The sequence below is a fragment of the Endobacterium panacihumi genome (assembly GCF_050847465.1).
GTDB classification, from domain to species: Bacteria; Pseudomonadota; Alphaproteobacteria; order Rhizobiales; family Rhizobiaceae; genus Neorhizobium; species Neorhizobium panacihumi.
The window spans coordinates 199637-216718 of the sequence record NZ_JBOZRA010000008.1 but is presented as its reverse complement, the minus strand read 5'-3'; the positions used below and the strand labels follow the sequence as shown (position 1 = coordinate 216718).

The window sequence follows — 17082 nt, the reverse complement described above, 5'->3', positions numbered from 1 at the left end:
AAAGCGTGAGCGAACTTTTCAACTGGCAGATCACCTGGGGTGTTGCGCTCGGCGCGCTTGCTTTCGGTTACCTGCTCGGATCCATTCCCTTCGGTCTGCTTCTGACGCGTGCTGCCGGTCTCGGCGATATCCGCTCGATCGGCTCGGGCAATATCGGCGCGACCAACGTCTTGCGCACCGGCAACAAGAAGCTTGCCGCTGCAACGCTGCTGCTCGACGCGCTGAAGGCGACCGCTGCTGCACTCATCGCCTATGCCTTTTTCGGCAAGGATGCGGGCACACTGGCCGGCTTCGCCGCCTTCATGGGCCACCTCTATCCGGTCTGGCTCGGTTTCAAGGGCGGCAAGGGTGTGGCGACCTATATCGGCACGCTTCTGGGCGTGGCGTGGCCGATGGTGTTTGTCTTTGCCGTTGTCTGGCTATCGGTCGCCAAGATCAGCAAATATTCCTCGCTATCCGCCCTGGTTGCAACGCTTGTCATTCCGGTTGTGTTGTGGTTCATAAATGAACCGAGGGTCGCGCTCGTCATGGCCATCATGACGGTGATCTCGTGGTGGAAACATGAGGCCAATATCAAGCGCCTGATCGCGGGCACGGAAAGCAGGATCGGCCAGAAGGGCTAGGCCGGCGAAAGGGAGATATGCCGGGGAGCAGCGCAGGACGAACGGGAATTGCGCTGACCGACCGCCAGAGACTGGCATGGTTGCGGCTGATCCGCAGCGACAATGTCGGACCCGCCACGTTTCGTGACCTCATCAATCATTTCGGCTCCGCCGAGGCGGCAATAGAAGCCCTGCCGGAACTTTCTCGCCGCGGTGGCGCCACGCGCTCCGTGCGTATCGTCTCCCGCTCAGAGGCCGAGCAGGAACTGGAAACCGCGTCGCGCCATGGTGCCGTGTTTATCGGCATCGGTGAGCCGGATTATCCGCCTGCCCTGCGCCAGATCGACGGAGCGCCTCCGCTGATCGCTGTCAAAGGCAATCTGTCTGCCCTCACCAAACCATCCGTCGGCATTGTCGGCTCGCGCAACGCCTCGATCAGCGGCGCAAAATTCGCGGCCATGATCGCCCGTGACGCCGGTCGCGCGGGGTATGTCGTCACCTCCGGGCTCGCACGCGGCATCGATACCGCAGCCCATCGCGCCAGCGTTGATACAGGCACGATCGCTGTTCTCGCCGGCGGCCTCGACCGCCCCTACCCGCCAGAAAATCTCGGCCTGCTTGACGACATTACCGACGGCAGCGGCCTCTCCGTCAGCGAAATGCCGTTTGGCTGGGAACCGCGTGCCCGCGACTTTCCGCGCCGCAACCGTCTGATCGCCGGCATCTCGCTTGGTGTCGTGGTCGTGGAAGCTGCGGAACGTTCGGGATCGTTGATTACCGCGCGCATGGCTGCCGATTTCGGACGGCTGGTGTTTGCCGTACCCGGCTCGCCGCTCGATCCGCGCTGCCAGGGAACGAATGGCTTGCTGAAGGAAGGCGCCATCATCACCACCGGGCCGGAAGACGTGCTCGCGGCGTTTGCCCCGCTCTCGCAACTCGACCTCTTCTCACCGCCGATCATCGAGGAACCGGCCAGGGACAGCGACATGATGCCGCCGGATGACGACGCGCGCGGCATCATCGTCAACGCGCTCGGCCCAACACCGGTCGAGGTAGACGACATCATCCGCCACACGGAACTGCCGGCCTCCACGGTCTATCTCATCCTGCTGGAACTTGACCTTGCCGGACGGCTGCACCGCCATTCGGGCGGAATGGTTTCGCTTGCCTACTGACACGGCGCATCAGGTTTCACTCAAACCCAAAAATGGCTCTGAATAACGGCAGCAGGATCATGGCCCCTTTCGTTTGATCGATGACAGCGGGCGCCGCCCTGCCTGCAGGTCTCCCGCCTCCACATAGGCCATCTCGATCAGGTAACAGAGCATGTCGGCGCCTTCCACCTGCGCCACGTGGCGCAACTGTCCCAGCATCTCATGGATGTAGGCGATGTTCTGTCGCGTCTCATCTGAGCCACCGGCATGTGCAAATCCCGAGATCATTCTGCCCCCTACCAACGAGCGGAAAAGCACAGCCAAACGGCCGGTTCAACACTACGTTTCATCAGGAATAGCGCATTTATTTAAAATTGCACTCAACGCGCCGTATCGCATAAGTTGAATCCCGTTGAATAAGCTAATTTGGCCGTGCCCTCTTGACCCCGGCGCAAACGCCCTCCATGTCGGGAGGTCAGATTTCCGGCCTGATCGCGATTGTTCCGCGGTTTTTATGTGGCCTGCCTCGTTCCAGAGAAAAGCAGAATGAAAGTTGTCGTCGTAGAATCCCCCGGGAAAATTAAGAGCATCAACAAGTATCTCGGCTCGGGCTACAAGGTTCTGGCGTCCTTCGGGCATGTGCGGGATCTGCCGGCCAAGGACGGATCGGTGTTGCCCGACCAGGATTTCGAAATGTCCTGGGAAGTCGATGCCCAGTCCCAGAAGCGTATCAAGGATATCGCCGATGCCGTGAAAAGCTCGGATGGCCTCATTCTCGCGACCGACCCGGATCGCGAAGGTGAAGCCATTTCCTGGCACGTTCTCGACGTGTTGAAGAAGAAGCGTGTGCTCGGCGACAAGCCGGTGGAACGTGTTGTTTTCAACGCCATCACCAAAAAGGCCGTGCTCGACGCCATTGCCAATCCGCGCGATATCGACGTGCCGCTGGTCGATGCCTATCTCGCCCGCCGCGCACTGGATTATCTCGTCGGCTTCAACCTGTCGCCGGTCCTGTGGCGCAAGCTGCCGGGCGCGCGGTCTGCCGGCCGCGTGCAGTCTGTGGCGCTGCGCCTCGTCTGCGACCGCGAAAACGAGATCGAACGTTTCGTTTCGGAAGAATACTGGAACCTCTCGGCACTGCTGAAGACGCCGCGCGGTGACGAGTTCGAAGCAAAGCTCACGGCTGCCGATGGCAAGCGCCTGCCGCCGCGCGGCATCAAGAACGGCGAGGAAGCCGGTCGCCTGAAATCGTTGCTGGATGGTGCCGCCTACACGGTCGATACGGTCGAGGCAAAGCCTGTCAAGCGCAATCCCGGCCCGCCCTTCACCACCTCGACACTGCAGCAGGCGGCCTCCTCCAATCTCGGTTTCAACGCCTCGCGCACCATGCAGGTGGCTCAGAAGCTTTATGAAGGCGTCGATATCGGCGGCGAAACCGTCGGTCTGATCACCTATATGCGTACCGACGGCGTGCAGATGGCCCCTGAAGCGATCGACGCTGCCCGCAACGCGATCGTTGACCAGTTCGGCCAGCGTTACCTGCCGGAAAAGGCACGCCATTACTCCACCAAGGCGAAAAACGCCCAGGAAGCGCACGAAGCCATCCGCCCGACCGATTTCAATCGCTCGCCCGACAAGGTGCGCCAGTATCTCGATGGCGACCAGTTGCGTCTTTATGACCTGATCTGGAAGCGCGGCATTGCCAGTCAGATGGCGTCGGCAGAAATCGAACGCACCACGGTCGAGATCATCGCTGACAATAACGGTCAGAAAGCCGGTCTGCGTGCTGTCGGTTCGGTCGTCCGTTTCGACGGCTTCCTTGGCGCTTACATGGACCAGAAGGAAGAAGGCGAAAAAAGCGATGATGACGACGACGATGGTCGTCTGCCGCAGATCAATGCCAGCGAGAAGCTCGATAAAAACAAGGTCAATTCGACCCAGCATTTCACCGAGCCGCCGCCGCGTTATTCGGAAGCCTCGCTGATCAAGAAGATGGAAGAACTCGGCATCGGCCGTCCTTCGACCTACGCCGCGACGCTCAAGACGCTGTCCGACCGCGAATATATCGTCGTCGACAAGCGCAAGCTGATCCCGCATTCCAAGGGACGACTGGTGACGGCCTTCCTCGAAAGCTTCTTCACGAAGTATGTGGAATACGATTTCACCGCTGATCTCGAGGAAAAGCTCGACAAGATTTCTGCCGGCGAACTCGACTGGAAACAGGTTCTGCGGGAATTCTGGACCGATTTCTTCGCCCAGATCGAAGACACGAAAGAACTGCGCGTCACCAACGTGCTCGACGCGTTGAACGAAACGCTCGCGCCTCTGGTCTTCCCGACACGCGAAGACGGTTCCGATCCGCGCATCTGCCAGGTCTGCGGCACCGGAAACCTGTCGCTGAAGCTCGGCAAGTATGGCGCCTTCGTCGGCTGCTCGAACTATCCGGAATGCAATTTCACCCGCCAACTGTCGTCCGACGGCAATGAGGCGGATGCATCCGGTCTGAACGAACCGAAGGCACTTGGTGCCGACCCGATGACCGGCGAGGAACTGACGCTGCGTTCGGGCCGCTTCGGACCCTACATCCAGCGCGGTGAAGGCAAGGAAGCCAAGCGTTCGTCGCTGCCGAAGGGCTGGAAGCCGGAAAATATCGATCACGAGAAGGCATTGGCGCTGATCAACCTGCCGCGTGACGTCGGCCAGCACCCGGAAAGCGGCAAGATGATTTCCGCAGGTCTCGGTCGTTACGGACCGTTTCTTCTGCATGATGGTGGTTACGCCAATCTCGAAAGCATCGAGGACGTGTTCTCGATCGGCCTCAACCGCGCCGTCACCGTGATTGCCGAAAAGGCAGCCAAGGGCCCGGGCGGCCGTGGCCGTGGCACGCCGGCAGCGCTGAAGGAACTCGGCGAACATCCCGATGGCGGCCCGATCACGGTGCGTGACGGCAAGTATGGCCCTTATGTCAATTGGGCAAAGGTCAACGCCACCCTGCCGAAGGGCAAGGATCCGCAGTCGGTGACGCTCGAAGAAGCGCTCGCTCTGATCGTCGAAAAGGGCGGCAAAACGCCGGCCAAGGGCAAGGCGAAAAAGGCTCCGGCCAAAGCTAAGGCGCCGGCAAAGGCGAAGACGGCTGCCAAGACAGCTGACGGCGAGACCAAGAAGGCCGCACCGAAAAAGGCGGCCGCGAAGAAAGCTCCGGCAAAAACTGCCGCAACCAAGGCAAAGAAGACGACCACGTGAAGACTCCGCGCGACAGGAACAAGCCCGGCCGCACCGGCGACCAACCGAAAAGCAGGCGCACCGACCGGCGTGCCAATGGCGAACCGAAAGTCGCAAGCCAGGGTTCGGGCATCGTTCACGGTGCGGTTCCGCCGCGCGAAGTGCTGCTTGAATTTATCGCAGACAATCCGGATCGCGCCTCCAAACGCGAGATCGCCAAGGCGTTTGGCCTGAAAGGTGAAACCCGCGTCGAGCTGAAGGATGTTTTGCGCGATCTCGAGAGCGAAGGCCTGCTCAAGAAGGATCGCAAGTCGCTGTCGCGGCCGGGTGCCCTGCCCCCGGTCACGGTGCTCGACATCACCACACGCGACAAGGATGGCGAACTGATCGGTCGCCCGGCGGAATGGCCGGATGATGCCGGTGCGGCACCGGCCGTGCTGATCCGCATGAGCTCGGAAAAACGCGGCAAGGGCAAGGCGGTCACCGCTGGTCTCAATGACCGCATCCTTGCAAAGATATTTCCGAACAAGGACCGTTCCGGCCCGGCCTATACCGCCCGCATCATCAAGGTTATCGACAAGCGCCAGAACGCAGCACTCGGCGTCATCCGCATGATGGCGGAAGGCGGCGCGCGGCTGATGCCGATCGACCGTCGTGGCGAGGAAATGCAGATTTCCGCCGACGATCTCGGCAATGCCAAGGACGGCGACCTGATCGAAGCCGACATCCTGCGCGGCAACCGTTTTGGCCTGACGCGCGCCAAGGTGCTCAATATCGTCGGCTCGGTCGCCAGCGAAAAGGCGATCTCGATGATCGCCATCTATGCGCACGGCATTCCGCACATTTTTCCGCAGACGGTCATGGCGGAAGCCGAGGCCGCAACATCGGCCAACATGTCGAAGCGCGAGGACTGGCGCAGCCTGCCGCTCGTCACCATCGACCCGGCCGATGCCAAGGACCATGACGACGCCGTTTACGCTGAGCCCGATACCTCGCCGGACAATCCGGACGGCGTCATCGTCACCGTCGCGATCGCCGATGTCTCCTGGTATGTCCGCACCGGCTCGGACCTCGACCGCGAGGCGCTGAAGCGCGGCAATTCCGTCTATTTCCCCGACCGCGTCGTGCCGATGCTGCCGGAGCGCATTTCCAACGATCTCTGCTCGCTGCGCGAAGGCGAAGACCGCCCGGCACTTGCCGTCCGCATGACCTTTTCGAAGGAAGGCCGCAAGGCCGGCCACACTTTTCATCGCATCATGATGAAGAGCGCGGCAAAACTCTCCTACCAGCAGGCGCAGGCCGCCATCGACGGCAAGACGGACGACAAGACCGGCCCGCTGCTGGAACCGATCCTGAAGCCGCTCTGGCATGCCTATGAAGTGATGAAGCGCGGCCGCGACCGTCGCCAACCGCTCGAACTCGACATGCCGGAACGCAAGATCGTTTTGAAATCCGACGGCACCGTCGACAAGGTGATCATCCCGGAACGCCTTGATGCGCACAAGCTCATCGAAGAAATGATGATCCAGGCAAACGTCGCTGCCGCCGAGACGCTGGAAAAGAAAAAGCAGCCGCTCGTCTACCGCATCCATGACGGGCCATCGCTCGCGAAGCAGGAAGTGCTGCGCGAGTTTCTGGCCACACTCTCCATCCCGATGGCCAAGGGCGGACAGGTGCGCGCCAATTCGTTCAACGGCATTCTCGCCAGCGCTGCCAACACGCCACATCAGATCATGGTCAACGAGATGGTGCTGCGCTCCCAGAGCCAGGCGATCTACAGCCCGGACAATCTCGGCCATTTTGGCCTCAACCTGATGAAATACGCACACTTCACCTCGCCGATCCGCCGTTATGCCGACCTCATCGTGCATCGTGGTCTCGTCGGTGCGCTGGGTCTTGGCGAAGGCGCCATCACGGCTGCGGAAGAAGCGCAGCTGGAAGATATCGCGGCGGAAATCTCCACCTTCGAGCGCCGCGCCATGGCCGCCGAACGCGACACCATCAACCGCCTGATCGCACACCATTTGTCGGAGCGTGTCGGCCAGGAATTCGAAGGCCGCGTTTCGGGCGTCACCAAGTCCGGTCTGTTCGTGTCGTTGCCGACCTATGGTGCCGATGGCTTTGTGCCGATTTCCACGCTCGGACGCGACTATTTCATCTATGACGAAGCCCATCAGGCTTTGGTCGGCGACAAATCCGGCCTCGGTTTCCAGCTCGGCGATTCGGTCGATGTGAAGCTGGTCGAGGCGATCCCGCTTGCCGGTGCACTGCGCTTCGAGATGATCAGCGAAGGCCGCAAGATGGCAGGCGGCACACGCTCCTTCCACAAGGCCGGCCGCCAGCGCCGTACCGCGCGCGGCAAGGCGGGCATGCACCCGAGACGATAGGAACGGATGATGACGGTCAGGGAGGCGACCAAGGACGAAACGGCAAACCGGCAACCAGTTCGCTACGGCGGCGATGCCGGCGGGACCGAGCGCCCACTCGGCCGCTCCATCCTGCGCGGCCTGAAATGCCGTTGCCCGGCCTGCGGTGAGGGTCGACTGTTCCGAGCCTTCCTGAAGCCTGTCGATACCTGTGCCAACTGCGGCGCCGACATGCACCATCATCGCTCCGACGACTTGCCACCCTATCTTGTCATCGTCGTCATCGGCCATGTGGCGCTCGGCGGCTTCATGATGACCGACATGGTGTGGGACATGTCGCCCTGGGCGCATCTCGCCATCTGGGCGCCGTTGACGGTGCTTTCCGCCCTTCTGACCATCCAGCCCATCAAGGGCGGCGTAATCGGCCTGCAATGGGCCTTGAAGATGCATGGCTTCGGCGGAGAACGCGACGACGTCGATCCCGGCCGGGGCGGACCGCCGGAATGAGCGATCAGACGGTGACCCTGACACCGGCACCGGAAGAGCCCTCCGCAAAGACGGCGGCTGGCCGCATTCGCCCGAGAGACGCCGCCGCCCTTATCCTTGTCGATCGTTCGCAGAAGACGCCCCGCGTTTTGATGGGCAGGCGCTCGAGCGGTCATGTTTTCATGCCGGATGTCTATGTCTTTCCCGGCGGTCGGCGCGATCCGGGCGACCATGCTCTACCCTTTTCCAACAGCCTGCATCCGCGTGTTCTGGAAAAGCTTCTGTCGGCCACATCTGCTCGAATGACCGATCGCCGGGCTCGCGCCCTCGCGCTTGCGGCACTTCGGGAGGTGCAGGAAGAAACCGGCATCATGCCAGCCGGTGGCGCGCCGGACCTTTCTCGCCTGCGCTATATCGCCCGCGCCATCACCCCACCCGGCCATGTCCGCCGTTACGATACGCACTTCTTTCTGGCCTTTTGCGATGAAACCGTCTTCGACCTGACGCAATTGCGCGATACGGACGAGTTGGAAGACCTGCAATGGCTTGACATTGCAGCGATTTCGGGTGTGAAACTCGCCCGCATCACGCAAATGGTGCTGGAAGACGTGAAGAGACTGATGGAAGCGGACAAAGCGCTGCCTTTCGAGAATTCCGTTTCCTTCTATTCCACGCGTCACGGGCGTTTTGTCCGCAGCCGACTGTAAGGATTGTTGAATGTCGCAGCCGACGACCGACGAGAACGGCCATGTCGAAAAGATCCACTGGCCATCTCTCATCGCAGCGACTGCCGCCATCAGCGCGGTCGGCATCGCCATCGGCCTCGGCCTGCCGCTTTTGAGCATCATTCTTGAAAAACGCGGCATCCCGGCGACACAGATCGGCCTCAATGCGGCAATGGCCGGTGTCGCCTCCATGCTGGCGGCGCCGCTGACGACCAAACTCGCGCACGACTTTGGCGTCGCTCGAACGATGATCCTGGCGATCGTGATTGCGGCAATCAGCGGCCTCGGTTTCTATTACGCCACGGCGTTCTGGATGTGGTTCCCGTTGCGCTTCACCTTCCATGGCGCCACCACCATGCTGTTCATCCTGTCCGAATTCTGGATCAACCAGGCAGCACCACCACGCCGGCGCGGGCTTGTTCTCGGCATCTACGCGACCATGCTGGCCGTCGGCTTTGCACTCGGGCCGCTTCTCTTTTCCAAGCTTGGCAGCGACGGCATTCTTCCCTTTGCCGTCGGCGCCATCATCATTCTTCTGGCGATCATCCCGATTTTCATCGCGCGCGGGGAAAGCCCTGTGCTGAATGAGAAGCCGGAAAGGCATTTCTTCCACTACATCCTGCTGGTGCCCTCCGCGACGGCGGCCGTATTCGCCTTTGGCGCGGTTTCGGCCGGCGGCCTGTCGCTGTTCACCATTTACGCCCTGCGAGAAAACATGCCGGAGCCGGATGCCGCCGTGCTGCTCACCATCATGGGTGTCGGCAACATGGCCTTCCAGATCCCGCTTGGCCTGATCTCCGACAAGATGCGCGACCGTCGCCCGCTGCTGTTTGGCATGGCGGTGCTCGGTGTCATTGGCGCGCTCTCCCTGCCCTTCCTCATCCACAACTGGCTGATGATGGCCGTGGTGCTGTTTTTCTGGGGCGGATGCGTCTCCGGCCTCTACACGGTCGGGCTCGCACATCTGGGCGCACGGCTCAGCGGACCGGACCTTGCTGCAGCCAATGCCGCCTTCATCTTCTGTTATGCGGTGGGCACTGTCGCCGGTCCGCAGGGAATCGGCGCGGCCATGGATGTGGCTGGCAATGACGGTTTTGCCTGGGCGCTGGCGGCTTTCTTCGCCTTTTACGTGCTGGTTTCCCTGAGTAGACCGCTTTTCCAGTCGAAACAGAGTTGACTTTTGGCCCGCGATTTGTAATTTCGCGCCAGATTTAGCCGTGGGTTCCGACTGGCCATCCACGGCTTACATTTTTTCCAGAAGGCAGAAAACCATGGCGAAAGCTACGACCATCAAGATCAAGCTGCTGTCGACGGCCGACACGGGTTTCTTCTACGTCACCAAGAAGAACAGCCGTACGTTCACCGACAAGATGAGCAAGACCAAGTACGACCCGATTGCCAAGAAGCACGTCGAGTTCAAGGAAACCAAGATCAAGTAATTGATCTGAAGGTTTCGGCTTCTAAGGCGCGTCAGCCATTCGGCTTCGCGCCTTTTTTGTTGCCCGGATTTCTGCCAGCCCTTCCCGCCCCACCGGAAAAGCGCGCAAAGAAAAAGCGCCGCTCCCGGGGGAGACGGCGCTTTGATTTGGGGGTCGATCAGCCTGCAATCACGGCACGAGGAACCGTTTTTGGCATGCCTGCCGATCGACCGACCCCACGACCCAGGAGATGCGGCGGACCTGAGCATCATGGGGTATCGTGTTCCGCTAGGAACATCTGCTTGTTGATAGCAAACTCGCTCATATTCCCCGGAAAAGCAACATAATCTTAACAAGCGGTGCATTTTTGCACCGCTATGGTTAAAAATGACGCGACTTCGGAGAACTCACGGATGTTTTACATCAGCAAGAAATCACGAAACGAGAGCATCGGACGTTTCAATTCAACAATTTAGCCCGATTAGGAATAAAAGCACTCGTTAATATGAAATTTTTAGCAAGTACAAATTAACGGAATACACCTGAACAACAACCAGGTTTTCAGTGAATTTAACTCAAATGCGACTGTGTGGCAGGTTTCTACTTTGCTTTGATCTTTGGAATGACGGAGATCACTCACACGATCAATTTCATGCCAGTGCCCTGTGAACAACTCTGAAACGGCTGCGCCACAGGCATTTCGTCATTCAGCCAGCGTTTAGCAACCCGCGACTCGATTCGCGTCCCTCACGCTGCGAAGGCCACGACGCGATTGCGGCCGCCGTTTTTAGCCTCATAGAGCGCGCGATCCGCCTGCTTGAGTAGCTGATCCGGCGTTTCCACGCCCGGCTCGTTTCCGGCGATGCCCAGCGATGCCGTGACCGTCAGGCTGATCCCGAGACTGCGGATCTGGAATGGCTGCGTCTCGATCATGGCACGCAGGCGCTCGGCGATCGTTGCCGCCTGCGCCGCATCGGTATCCGGCATGACGACCACGAATTCCTCGCCGCCATAACGACAGGCCAGATCGGCGCCACGCACGGTGGAGCGAATGCGCGACGCGAATTCCTTCAGCACCTCATCGCCAACGTCGTGGCCATAGGTGTCGTTCACCTGCTTGAAGCGGTCGATATCGACAAGGCAGATCGACAGCGAACGCCCGCGCGCGGCGGCGCGGTTGAACAGCGTCTTCAGATGATTGTCGAGATAACGGCGGTTCTGAAGGCCCGTCAGGCCATCCGTGACGGCCAGTTCGATCGTTTCTCGTACGCTGGAACGAAGACGATCATTGTAGCGCTTGCGCTTGATCTGGGTGAGCGTGCGCGCCACCAGTTCGTTCGGATCGATCGGGCGGACGATATAGTCGTTCACACCGAGATCGAGCGCACGTACGATCAGATCCTCGTCACCAAGATCAGTGACCAGCAGCAACGGGATAAAACGGGTGCGTTCCAGCGAGCGAAGCTGCGAGCAGAGACGCAAAGGATCGTATTCACCGGAATTGCCGTTGACGATGACGAGATCGATCGGGTTTTCCGCCGCCTCGAACAATGCCGCCTGCGGATCAGACATGGCGGTGACATCGCCGATCGGCTTCAGCGCCTTGATGATGCGTTCCTGCGAGCTGGCACGGCTATCGACGAGAAGAATCTGTCCCGCCTCCTCGCGCCCGTCCCCTTTGAGCATGTCTTCCATGCCGATCGTGCGCGCGGTTTCGGAGCGGATGCGCAGTTCGTCGCTCAGCGTCTTTAGCCGCACAAGGCTTTTCACGCGCGAGATGAGTTGAAGATCGTTGACCGGCTTGGTGAGAAAATCATCGGCGCCGGCCTTGAGGCCGCGCACACGGTCGGATGGCTGGTCGAGCGCCGTCACCATGACCACGGGAATATGGGCAGTGCGCGGGTTCGCCTTCAGGCGTTCGCACACTTCAAAGCCGCTCATGCCCGGCATCATGATGTCGAGCAGGACGAGGTCGACGCTGGTGCTTTCGACGATGGCGAGCGCCTTTGGACCGTCCTCGGCCGTAAGGACCTCAAAATATTCAGCAAGAAGCCGGGCTTCGAGCAGTTTCACATTGGCTGGAATATCGTCGACTACAAGGATGCGCGCCGTCATGGCAATTTTCCCGAATTTTAGGCGTCGCCCAGATAGGTCTTGATGGTTTCGATGAACTTCGGCACCGAGATGGGTTTCGATACATAGGCCTCGCAGCCGCCTTGTCGAATCCGTTCCTCGTCACCCTTCATGGCAAAAGCGGTGACGGCGATGACGGGGATGACATGCAACTCGTCGTCTTCCTTCAACCACTTGGTCACTTCCAGACCGGACACTTCCGGCAACTGGATATCCATGAGGATGAGGTCCGGGCGATGTTTACGGGCCAGATCCAGCGCTTCCATGCCGTTGCGGGTCTGAATCGTCTCATAACCGGAAGCCTCGATAAGGTCGCGAAAGAGCTTCATGTTCAGCTCATTGTCTTCGACGATCATAACCTGCTTGGCCATTTATGAACGGTCCTTATTTCGCACGGAAAGTTGGCCGGGAACGGCCGGTTCCGGTCTTGTAACGCTATCGCGAAGATATAAGTTCACCCCACGACCGATTCCAAAAACTCTTGTTCGTTTCAGTCTAGAGTAATTTGTTTGAAGAAAAGGTAACTTGAGAGCATGCAAGGACCGCTTGAGCCGCGTCAGAAAGACAAAGCGGCAGCCGTCGACCCCGAAGAAACCGCCGTCACCCTGCTTGGCTGGCTGGCCAGCGAGCCGGATATGATGAGCCGTTTTCTGGCGCTGTCCGGCATTCAGGCCCCGCAACTGCGACAGGCGATCAACGATCCCGGCTTTCTTGCCGGCATGCTGGATTTCGTCATGGCGCACGAACCGAGCCTGATGGCCTTTTGCGAAACCACCAATACCAAGCCGGAAACTGTCGTTGCCGCATGGCACCACTATTCCGGCCCGGCGATGGACTGAAACGGAAACGACATGACCAAAGGCTCGGGTGATATTCTCGATATTTCGCATGTCGCCGTCACTGACAGACCGCTTGTCGTCTGCGACGTCGACGACGTCGTCTTGCATTTTGCCGACCCGTTTCAGAAATTTCTGCGCGCACAGGGGCACGAATTCCTGCCGCGCTCCTTCAATCTGATCGGCAATATCATTGCCAGCGACACGAAGCTGGAAGTCGATGCGAGCGGCGTTTCCCAGCTTATCGGCGCGTTTTTCGAGGCGCAGGAAGATTGGCAGTTGCCCATCGACGAAGTCGTCCAGACTTTGGAAGCATTGTCCGCCGATGCCGACGTGGTGTTTCTGACCGCCATGCCGCCGCTTTACAGCCAACAGCGCCGCCGCCTTCTCGACAGGCTGGCCCTTAAATTTCCGCTGATCGCCAGCGAGGAGGCAAAGGGGCCGATCATGCGGCGGCTGAATGCCGAGCGCATTTTCCCGACGACGTTCATCGACGACATGGCGCATAACCTGCATTCCGTGCGTACGCACATGCCGGACAGCCTGCTCATTCACATGATGCCCGACAGCCCGCTGCATCTGATGGCGCCGAAGCCGCAGGACGATATCGTTCGCGCCCTTAACTGGCGGCATGCGGAAGAACTGATCCGGGCGCACTGGCTGCCCCGCTGATTTCCGGTGCGACAAATAGGTCTGGAAGTCGTGCATGCCTGCTTCCTTACCGCTTGAGAGTTCTGATCCTACGGCCTAATGTCGACTTGTTCAACATTTGTTCCGAAGATGGCAACCGAGATCGACAGCCAAGACAAACCGGGTGGATTTTGTAGAGACTGCCTGACGGAACAACCGGAGGGCCGCACCCGCTGTCGTGCCTGCGGTAGTCCTCGTCTGCTCCGCCACAAGGAGCTTTACGGGCTGACACTGGCGCATATCGATTGTGACGCCTTTTATGCCAGCATCGAAAAACGCGACGATCCAAGCCTTGCCGATAAGCCGGTGATCATCGGCGGCGGCAAGCGTGGTGTCGTATCCACTGCCTGTTACATTGCCCGCATCAGCGGCGTGCGCTCGGCCATGCCGATGTTCAAGGCGCTGGAAGCCTGTCCAGATGCGGTGGTGATCAAGCCCAACATCGAAAAATACGTGACTGTCGGCAGGCAGATGCGCGCCATGATGCAGGACCTGACACCATTGGTGCAGCCGCTTTCAATCGATGAAGCATTTCTGGAACTGGCCGGCACCGAGCGCCTGCATCGTGACCCGCCGGCCCGCACGCTGGCACGTTTTGCCAAGCGCGTGGAAAGCGAACTCGGCATCTCCATCTCGGTTGGCCTCTCCTATTGCAAGTTTTTGGCCAAGGTCGCGTCCGACTTGCAGAAACCACGCGGCTTTTCCGTGATCGGCAAGGCGGAGGCGCTCGATTTTCTGGCCCCCCGCCCCGTCACCACCATTTGGGGCGTCGGCAAGGCGTTCAATGCCTCGCTCGAAGCCGATGGCATCCGCACCATCGGGCAATTGCAGGCCATGGCCGAAAGCGACCTGATGCGTCGTTATGGCGTGATGGGTCAGCGGCTTTTTCGGCTTTCGCGCGGCATCGATGACCGCACGGTGCATCTCAACGAGGCGGCGAAAAGCGTTTCGGCAGAAACGACCTTTTTCGACGACATTTCCAGCCACGAGCAACTGGTGCCGATCCTGCGCAGCCTTGCGGAAAAAGTTTCGACCCGGCTGAAAAGACACGACATTGCCGGCCATACCGTCGTTCTGAAAATGAAAACATCGGACTTCAAAAGCCGCACCCGCAACCGGCGTCTGGAAGATCCGACGCAGCTTGCCGACCGGATTTTTCGCACCGGCCTGCAGCTGATGGAACGCGAGACGGACGGCACAAAATTTCGCCTGCTTGGCATCGGCGTGACCGATCTCGAAGACTCATCGCGCGCCGATCCGCCCGACCTGGTGGACCAGCAAGCGACCCGGCGCGCAAAGGCGGAAGCGGCGATCGACAAGCTGCGCGACAAATTCGGCAAGGGCGCGGTGGAAACCGGCTATACCTTTGGCGGAAAGGACCGCAAACGCTGATGTCAACAGGCATGCAGTCAGCGTACGTGTCACCGCCCTCTCACCGCAACGTGAGACAATCGTGTTGCAAAACGACAATTTTCCCCGACCCGGTCAAACCTTTCTTAAGCATGTCGGAATAGACTGTGAGCCTGTATTGCGTATGAGGTTTCCATGTCCCGGCTTGCGGCCTTCGGCCTTGCATTGATGTCCACCTGCGTGCTGGCCGGAACGGCCGTCGCGGAAAACGCACGGACCCTGCAGATCATCGTTTCCAAGGACAAGCAGTCGCTTTCCGTCTATGACGGAGACACGGTTGTGGCGACGTCGAAAGTGTCGACCGGCAAGGAAGGTCACGACACGCCGACCGGTATCTTTTCGATCCTCGACAAGAAAAAATATCACGAGTCCAACATCTACTCAAACGCGCCGATGCCGTGGATGCAGCGCCTGACATGGTCGGGCATCGCGCTGCACGAATCGAGCAGCGTGCCGAATTATCCCGCCTCGCATGGCTGCGTGCGCCTGCCGGCCAAGTTCGCACAATCACTTTACGGCCAGACCGAACGCGGCGTGCATGTGGTGATCACCGATGCGCAGGTAACGCCGGTCATGCTGCATGACGCAAAACTGTTTGCGCCGAAAAAGCCGGTGCCGGCCAACCTAATGTCCGACGTGCCGCTGCGCGCCGACAATTTTGCCCGCACGACCAAGCAGCTCGAAGTGGCCATGAACACGGCCCCTGCTTCTCCGCTGCTGACGGCGCCGAAAAAAGCCGAGGCAGAGACACCGGAAGCGGCGCCCTTGCGTATTCTCATCACCCGTCGCGGCGAACGCGAGCAGGTGGCGGATGTGCAGGCCATGTTGAACGATCTGGGTTTCGATGCCGGTTCGCATGACGGTTTTGTCGGGCCGATGACACGTTCGGCCGTGGACGGCTTCAAGCGCTGGAAGGGCCTTGAGGCGAAAGGGTTTCTGACCGAAGAGTTTCTGACGGCACTCTACGAGACGAGCGGCAAACCGAAGGCGCCGATGGGTCAGTTGATGATCCGTCAGGGCTTTAAGCCGATCCTGTCGGTTCCGGTCGGCATCAAGAACCCGGAAACGGCGCTCGGAACGCATCTTTTTACCGCCACCGCTTTTGATCGCGCCGCAGGCACGGCCGGCTGGCAGGCGCTGACGCTGCCGAACCGTCTGCCGGAAGCGATGATGAAACGTCTGGGCATCACCAGCAGCGACGCAGGTTTCACCACGACCGAAACGGCGGCCCAGCAGGCGTTTGACCGCATCGAGATTTCACCGGAACTGCGCGACCGGATCGAAACCCTGCTGACCAGCGGCAGTTCGATCACCATCAACGATCAGGGCATCGGCCAGGACACCGGCGACGGCACCGACTTCATCACCATCACCCGCTCCTCGCCGGAACGCGCCGAGGCGCAGACGGTTTCGACCAGGCCTCGGGCGGAAAAGCCGGCGCGAAAGGTGCGGGCGATTCCGCTAGGCGTGGGGCTGTACTGAGCCCTGCCCTCAAATCTTGCAGAGCTTTTTCAGCCCTGCCAGTTCCTCGCCCGCGCCATCAAGACTGAATGAAACCGAAAGGTCTCTCGGGCCGGAAAAGGTCAACTCGCCTTTTGAAGCAACCAGCTGTGTAATGGTCGCCTTGGCCGCTGGACCCTCAAAACCGAGATATTCGCGCATGACCTGCATGATGTGCGCTTTTTCGTAGGTGTCGAAACGGACATTTACCATTTCCGGCGCTTTCCAGATCATGCCCTGCCCGAAGTCGACGCTGAGTGCGAAACTGCCCTCCGTCGATCCGACACCGCAAAACGCCATTGCGATCACTGGGGTGCCGTCCGCCAGTTCCTTGTAAAGCGTGATGGAATGGATCTCCATGCCATTCGCCTTGAAATTCGGCATCAGGTTGGCGGATGTCGGCGCCTCTTCGGCCGAGACAATACCGGCGGAGGCCACAGCGACGATACCGGACAGAAGCGTGGCCGCTACCGGATAAGAAAAAGCTCTAAATTTCAAAATATTCCCCGGTTCAAGACATGGAATGCGGCCGGCCATGAG

Annotated in this window: 16 protein-coding genes; 12 read left to right on the top strand and 4 right to left on the bottom strand. The window is 59.9% G+C overall.

What is annotated here, in order from left to right; translation table 11 throughout:
• Positions 1 to 5: 5 nt before the first annotated feature.
• Together plsY and dprA are read left to right on the top strand one after the other, a co-directional pair.
• The gene (plsY, locus tag ACRQ1B_RS25945) at positions 6 to 623 is read left to right on the top strand and encodes a glycerol-3-phosphate 1-O-acyltransferase PlsY (RefSeq protein WP_432297004.1); all 618 of its coding nucleotides are present in this window, start codon (positions 6 to 8) and stop codon (positions 621 to 623) included.
• Positions 624 to 640: 17 nt separating this feature from the next.
• On the top strand, positions 641 to 1777 hold the full coding sequence (gene dprA, locus ACRQ1B_RS25940; protein WP_432297003.1) for a DNA-processing protein DprA: 1137 nt from the start codon (positions 641 to 643) through the stop codon (positions 1775 to 1777).
• 57 nt (positions 1778 to 1834) lie between these two features.
• Here dprA and ACRQ1B_RS25935 read toward each other — a convergent pair whose 3' ends face one another.
• The gene (locus ACRQ1B_RS25935; RefSeq protein WP_432297002.1) at positions 1835 to 2044 is read right to left on the bottom strand and encodes a hypothetical protein; all 210 of its coding nucleotides are present in this window, start codon (positions 2042 to 2044) and stop codon (positions 1835 to 1837) included.
• Between the two features lie 258 nt (positions 2045 to 2302).
• On the opposite strand from ACRQ1B_RS25935, the gene topA reads away from it, so the two are divergent.
• The 6 genes from topA to rpmG all read left to right on the top strand — a co-directional run bounded on the left by topA (position 2303) and on the right by rpmG (position 9994).
• On the top strand, positions 2303 to 4999 hold the full coding sequence (gene topA / locus ACRQ1B_RS25930; RefSeq protein WP_432297001.1) for a type I DNA topoisomerase: 2697 nt from the start codon (positions 2303 to 2305) through the stop codon (positions 4997 to 4999).
• Positions 4996 to 7365, top strand: a complete 2370-nt coding sequence (gene rnr, locus ACRQ1B_RS25925) for a ribonuclease R (RefSeq protein ID WP_432297000.1) — start codon at positions 4996 to 4998, stop codon at positions 7363 to 7365. The genes topA and rnr overlap by 4 nt, the downstream gene beginning before the upstream one ends.
• Before the next feature lie 9 nt (positions 7366 to 7374).
• On the top strand, positions 7375 to 7851 hold the full coding sequence (locus tag ACRQ1B_RS25920) for a DUF983 domain-containing protein (protein WP_432297055.1): 477 nt from the start codon (positions 7375 to 7377) through the stop codon (positions 7849 to 7851).
• A complete protein-coding gene (locus ACRQ1B_RS25915; protein WP_432296999.1) occupies positions 7848 to 8537 on the top strand; it encodes an NUDIX hydrolase in 690 nt (229 codons plus the stop codon). The genes ACRQ1B_RS25920 and ACRQ1B_RS25915 overlap by 4 nt, the downstream gene beginning before the upstream one ends.
• A 10-nt stretch (positions 8538 to 8547) precedes the next feature.
• Positions 8548 to 9732, top strand: a complete 1185-nt coding sequence (locus tag ACRQ1B_RS25910; protein WP_432296998.1) for an MFS transporter — start codon at positions 8548 to 8550, stop codon at positions 9730 to 9732.
• A 94-nt stretch (positions 9733 to 9826) separates the two neighbouring features.
• A complete protein-coding gene (gene rpmG, locus ACRQ1B_RS25905) occupies positions 9827 to 9994 on the top strand; it encodes a 50S ribosomal protein L33 (RefSeq protein WP_052637931.1) in 168 nt (55 codons plus the stop codon).
• Positions 9995 to 10720: 726 nt separating this feature from the next.
• On the opposite strand, the gene ACRQ1B_RS25900 is transcribed toward rpmG, so the two are convergent.
• A complete protein-coding gene (locus ACRQ1B_RS25900) occupies positions 10721 to 12088 on the bottom strand; it encodes a PleD family two-component system response regulator (RefSeq protein WP_432296997.1) in 1368 nt (455 codons plus the stop codon).
• Between the two features lie 17 nt (positions 12089 to 12105).
• Complete coding sequence (locus ACRQ1B_RS25895) at positions 12106 to 12477, bottom strand: response regulator (RefSeq protein WP_432296996.1); 372 nt, start codon at positions 12475 to 12477, stop codon at positions 12106 to 12108.
• Between the two features lie 162 nt (positions 12478 to 12639).
• On the opposite strand from ACRQ1B_RS25895, the gene ACRQ1B_RS25890 reads away from it, so the two are divergent.
• From ACRQ1B_RS25890 to ACRQ1B_RS25875, 4 genes are all read left to right on the top strand, one after another.
• Positions 12640 to 12945, top strand: coding sequence for a DUF3572 domain-containing protein (locus tag ACRQ1B_RS25890; RefSeq protein ID WP_153356402.1), 306 nt, complete (start codon positions 12640 to 12642; stop codon positions 12943 to 12945).
• 12 nt (positions 12946 to 12957) lie between these two features.
• Positions 12958 to 13614 carry a hypothetical protein gene (locus tag ACRQ1B_RS25885; RefSeq protein ID WP_432296995.1) on the top strand — a complete coding sequence of 219 codons (657 nt, stop codon included), beginning with the start codon at positions 12958 to 12960 and terminating at the stop codon, positions 13612 to 13614.
• Between the two features lie 108 nt (positions 13615 to 13722).
• Positions 13723 to 15024, top strand: a complete 1302-nt coding sequence (locus ACRQ1B_RS25880) for a DNA polymerase IV (RefSeq protein WP_489753113.1) — start codon at positions 13723 to 13725, stop codon at positions 15022 to 15024.
• A 153-nt stretch (positions 15025 to 15177) separates the two neighbouring features.
• Positions 15178 to 16524, top strand: coding sequence for a L,D-transpeptidase family protein (locus ACRQ1B_RS25875; protein WP_432296993.1), 1347 nt, complete (start codon positions 15178 to 15180; stop codon positions 16522 to 16524).
• 9 nt (positions 16525 to 16533) lie between these two features.
• Here the strand turns inward: ACRQ1B_RS25875 and ACRQ1B_RS25870 are convergent, their stop codons facing one another.
• On the bottom strand, positions 16534 to 17040 hold the full coding sequence (locus tag ACRQ1B_RS25870) for a hypothetical protein (RefSeq protein ID WP_432296992.1): 507 nt from the start codon (positions 17038 to 17040) through the stop codon (positions 16534 to 16536).
• Positions 17041 to 17082: the final 42 nt, after the last annotated feature.